Origin of the sequence: Pseudoalteromonas sp. BSi20439, assembly GCF_000241165.1 — a bacterium.
Taxonomy (GTDB): Bacteria; Pseudomonadota; Gammaproteobacteria; order Enterobacterales; family Alteromonadaceae; genus Pseudoalteromonas.
In genome coordinates, this window is the sequence record NZ_BADW01000225.1 from 1 (window position 1) to 4,389 (window position 4,389).

Annotated in this window: 5 protein-coding genes; 3 read left to right on the forward strand and 2 right to left on the reverse strand. The window is 37.8% G+C overall.

The annotated features are described in order from the left end of the window. Positions 1 to 39 precede the first annotated feature (39 nt). The gene (locus tag P20439_RS17785; RefSeq protein WP_008113397.1) at positions 40 to 492 is read left to right on the forward strand and encodes a DUF523 domain-containing protein; all 453 of its coding nucleotides are present in this window, start codon (positions 40 to 42) and stop codon (positions 490 to 492) included. Between the two features lie 9 nt (positions 493 to 501). On the opposite strand, the gene trmA is transcribed toward P20439_RS17785, so the two are convergent. Further along, positions 502 to 1,599, reverse strand: a complete 1,098-nt coding sequence (gene trmA, locus P20439_RS17790; RefSeq protein WP_008113395.1) for a tRNA (uridine(54)-C5)-methyltransferase TrmA — start codon at positions 1,597 to 1,599, stop codon at positions 502 to 504. 165 nt (positions 1,600 to 1,764) lie between these two features. Between trmA and P20439_RS17795 the strand changes: the two genes are divergently transcribed. After that, a complete protein-coding gene (locus P20439_RS17795) occupies positions 1,765 to 2,889 on the forward strand; it encodes a DUF5610 domain-containing protein (RefSeq protein ID WP_008113394.1) in 1,125 nt (374 codons plus the stop codon). Positions 2,890 to 2,955: 66 nt separating this feature from the next. Beyond that, on the forward strand, positions 2,956 to 3,744 hold the full coding sequence (murI, locus tag P20439_RS17800) for a glutamate racemase (RefSeq protein ID WP_008113392.1): 789 nt from the start codon (positions 2,956 to 2,958) through the stop codon (positions 3,742 to 3,744). On the opposite strand, the gene P20439_RS17805 is transcribed toward murI, so the two are convergent. Next, positions 3,707 to 4,186 carry an RNA-binding protein gene (locus P20439_RS17805; RefSeq protein ID WP_008113390.1) on the reverse strand — a complete coding sequence of 160 codons (480 nt, stop codon included), beginning with the start codon at positions 4,184 to 4,186 and terminating at the stop codon, positions 3,707 to 3,709. The genes murI and P20439_RS17805 overlap by 38 nt on opposite strands. Positions 4,187 to 4,389: the final 203 nt, after the last annotated feature.

The following is a 4,389-nucleotide window of genomic DNA, read 5'->3' on the forward strand; positions in this document are numbered from 1 at the left end:
TCCGAAAGGAGCTTTTTTATTTGAAGAAGAAAATTCATTATGGAAAAAATTTTAATCTCAAGTTGTTTGTTAGGTTTGCCAGTTCGTTATGATGGTAAAGGCCAAACAATATTGCACCCTCAACTTAATTTGTGGCAAAAGCAAAATAGATTAATCGTATTTTGTCCTGAGATTGCTGGTGGTTTACTCGTGCCTAGAGCGCCCGCTGAGATAAAGCAAAATCGAGTTATTACAAATACTGCTGAGGATGTAACAAGTGCATTTGAAGCTGGCGCTAATAAAGCATTAGCCCTTTGTAATAAGCATAATATTCGCTTTGCTTTACTAAAAGAGTCTAGTCCTTCGTGTGGCCGTAATACAATTTATGATGGAAGCCATAGTGGGGTGAAAGTAAAAGGCATGGGGCTGACCGCTAAGTTATTGGTAAAGAATCAAGTTAAAGTATTTAGTGAAGAGCAAATACCAGCACTCATCAAGGCGCTGGTATTATAGTATTAGATTTTATTTTTTCTGTAAAAATACACCAGATTCAATATGGTGTGTGTAAGGGAACTGATCAAATATTGCAAAGCGCTTAACCTCATGGGTTTGTGTTAAGTGATCAAGATCGCGCTCTAACGTATCTGGGTTACATGAGATATAAATAATATTCTCATAGTTAGCCACTAAATCACACGTTAGGGTATCCATGCCAGCACGAGGTGGGTCGACTAGAATGGTTTGGCAGTTGTAACTACTAAGGTCAATACCATCTAAGCGAGAGAAAGTACGCTCGCCTTTCATTGCCTGAGTAAACTCTTCGCTCGACATGCGAATAATATCTAAGTTAGTTACTTTGTTTTGAGCAATATTATATTGCGCTGAATGCACAGATGATTTTGATATTTCTGTTGCCAGCACTTTATTAAATGAGTCCGCAAGTGCAATTGAAAAGTTTCCGTTACCACAATATAGCTCTAGTAAATCATTATTTAGTGGTTTACATAGCTCTTGTGCCCACTCCAACATCTTAATATTTACCTTCGCATTAGGCTGAGTAAAGCTATTTTCTACCTGCTGATAGATTAGCTCTTGGCCATTCACCATTAAGCGCTCAGTGACAAAGTCATCGCCCAATTTTTCTTTTTGCTTACGTGCACGGCCAATAAAGTCAATTTTGTACTGGTTACTTAGCTTTTCCTTTAAGGCGTTGATCTCAGTTAACCAGTGTTCATCAAGTGGCTTGTGATAAAGCAAGCTCACTAAAATTTCACCGCTGATGGTCGATAAATAATCTATTTGAAATAGCTTACGACGCAGTACTTCGCAGCCTTTTAAGTTATCAATCATTACCTGCATAACTTCACCTACTAAAGGAGCTGCAGGGTCAAAGGTATCAACACGTATTTTATCTTTCGTTTGTTGATCAAACATAATATGAAACAGATCGTCGCCATCGTGCCATACTCTAAATTCTGCACGTTGACGGTAGTTAATAGGCTCAGAGCTAAATACTTCTAACTGTTTTACACCGAAACGTTGAAACTGCTCTGTAATACGCTGCTCTTTTTCATTTAATTGTGCATCGTACTGCGTGGTATCTATATTTATAACTGCCATTAACGGTATAACCTTATCGTTGAGATCTGTTTATCGGCGCTATTGTAGGGAGCGAAGCGTATTTGTCTAGTTTTGATCAAATATAGTGAGCTTTTTTTAAGCATTTTACTACAGTATAGGCTTACTTGGCCGATATACAGAGTATGTCTAAATAGGAGTCTTCTCATGAAAATAGGTAACTTTAGTTTTGTTCCAAACAGCAATGCCAATAAATACAATACTAAACAAGCAATGCCACAGCCTAAAATAGACTCCCCACCAACTAGCTATCAGCAACGCGGAAAAGAATTGGCTGCTGCCGTATTGGGTGACAAAATGGCAAAAGAATTAGGTTTGCCGGTTGCTGAAGCGAAAAAAGACAAACCATTGTTTGATTTTAATGAAGTCGTCAAAAATGTTTTAGACTTTGTGACAAGCTCGGTAAAAAAAGCCAAGGCCAATGGTGCCGATGATGACAAGCTACAAGATATACTTAACCAGGCACGTAAAGGCGTGCAAACAGGTGTTGATGAAGCTGTCGATGAATTAAAAGGTATGGGCGTATTTAATCAAGAGCTTGAAGAGGGTATTAATAAATCAAAAGAGGGCATCTTCAATGGCCTTGATAAATTTGAGCAGAACTTATTTAATCCTCAGCCGGCAAGCGTAACGGTTAGTCAATCGCAATATGTGAACCTTAGTAACAGCGCTGATTACACTTTTACCACCGCAGAAGGTGATGAAGTGAGTATTAGTTTTGCAGATGCTTACCAATCTCAGTCATCTAGTCGCTATCAGCAAACTGAAAGCTCGCAAGCATTTAGTACGCAATTTTCTGAATCTCGCGAGTTATCATTTTCTATGTCAGTAAATGGAGAGCTTAATGAAGACGAGCAGCAAGCTATAAATGATTTAATGACAGAGTTACAAGATGTAAGTAAAACCTTTTTCAGTGGCGACTTAGATAAAGCATTTGAACAAGCCCAAGAACTCAGCTTAGGAAATGAACAGCTGGTGGAATTTTCAATGGACTTACGTCAAAGTAAAACTGTGGCAGCTATTAAAGAGTATGAACAAATTAAGCCAACATCAGAAAAAGCCATTGCCGAAACTGTAGCCCCTTTTAATGATGATCTAAAATCGGCTTACTCTAAAGCGCAAGCATTAGGATTAGAAAGCCAGCTATCAGGTATCATTCAATGGCTAAATCAAGATCAACAAGAAATAGATAAACTGGTTGATTACACTAACACCATGTTTGAAAACTTAGATAAATTAAACACAGCTACTGCAAAACTAGACGCTGAGTAAAACTACTTTCTTTTATAAAAGCCTCATGGCAAACTGCCGTTCAAAGTAAAGAGTAGGAATGGTAGTTTGTCAGCGCACATCATGGTCTTTGATTCAGGTATAGGTGGAACCACAGTACTTGAGCATATTCAGCAAAGCATTCCCCACGCTCAATACAGTTACTTCATGGATAACGCATTATTGCCTTATGGTGCACAGTCGCAGCAAACCATTATTAATCGCTTATGTGGACTAATCCAATTTATCAAAGATGAGTCACTTAATGTCGACTTAATTGTTATAGCCTGCAATACCGCTTCAACATCTGCGTTAAGTGCGGTACGAAAAATAACAGATATTCCAATTGTAGGGGTTGTACCTGCAGTTAAGCCCGCAGCACAAATAACACAATCAAAGCATATTGGGTTATTGGCAACCCCCGCTACGGTTTCAAGTTCATATACAGATGCGCTAATTAAAGAGCATGCCTCATCTATAACCACAAGCTTATATAGTAGTGTTGAACTGGTTACCTTGGCAGAAGCATTCTTTTTTACCCAACACTTAGATATTGAAAAGCTGCACACTGAGTTAGACCGGTTAAATATTAATAACGATATAGATGTGCTGGTATTAGGCTGTACTCACTTTCCTATTCTTGCAAAACCAATAAGTGATTACTTTAAAGCACGTATAAAGTTGTTAGACTCTGGAGCAGCTATTGCGAAGCGGGTTAGTTATTTACTAAATTTAAGTGATTGCCAAGCGGACATAAAAAAGCCGCTGCACTATTATGCAACGGCTGATGTATGTAGTGATAAATTAGCGGTTAAGCTAGTTACACTGTTTGATCCGACTCTGAGCGATAAGAGTTAGAATCATCTTCTTGTTTTTGTTTTGCTTCACGTACTTTTAAAGTACGTTGTTGGAACTCACTATCGTTTAACTTAGCAATTGCGTTATCTGCATCAGCTTGAGCCATTTCAACAAAACCAAAGCCACGTCGTTTGCCAGTGTTTTTATCTTTTAGTAAACGAACATTAAAGACTTTGCCTTGCTCTTCGAACAAAGCACGTACAACGCCTTCATTTGCGCGATAAGGAAGATTGCCAACATAAAGTGTTTTTGTTTTTACTTCGGCTTCTTCTGTAGTTACTGATGACATTGCAGCAATAACAACACCACCAATTAATAAACCGGCACCGAATAGAAGTGCAGGGTCTAATGCTAGGCTTGCAAGCGCAAACTTAACGATAACAAAACCAACAACAGCAAGAATAACTGCGAAGATAAAAGATTTTTGATCGGGTAATTTCATTTTTGATCTACCAATAAACAGGAAATAAACATTAATTTAACATTGTGAACTTGCTATCTTAACGTCTTAATTGAACATAGCAATGAAATTTATAGCAAATAGTTAATAAGAGTGTAAAAAACAACCGATAGTAAGGCGTTTCTTTACTATTTCACCCTCATTTGTTTGAAACTTGAGCAAACGGTAAAAAGATCTAAAAAAAA

Coding starts and splice junctions, on each gene's coding strand:
- P20439_RS17805 (WP_008113390.1), bottom strand. CDS start 4,186: ATGAAATTACCCGATCAAAAATCTTTTATCTTCGCAGTTATTCTTGCT.
- P20439_RS17785 (WP_008113397.1), top strand. CDS start 40: ATGGAAAAAATTTTAATCTCAAGTTGTTTGTTAGGTTTGCCAGTTCGT.
- trmA (WP_008113395.1), bottom strand. CDS start 1,599: ATGGCAGTTATAAATATAGATACCACGCAGTACGATGCACAATTAAAT.
- P20439_RS17795 (WP_008113394.1), top strand. CDS start 1,765: ATGAAAATAGGTAACTTTAGTTTTGTTCCAAACAGCAATGCCAATAAA.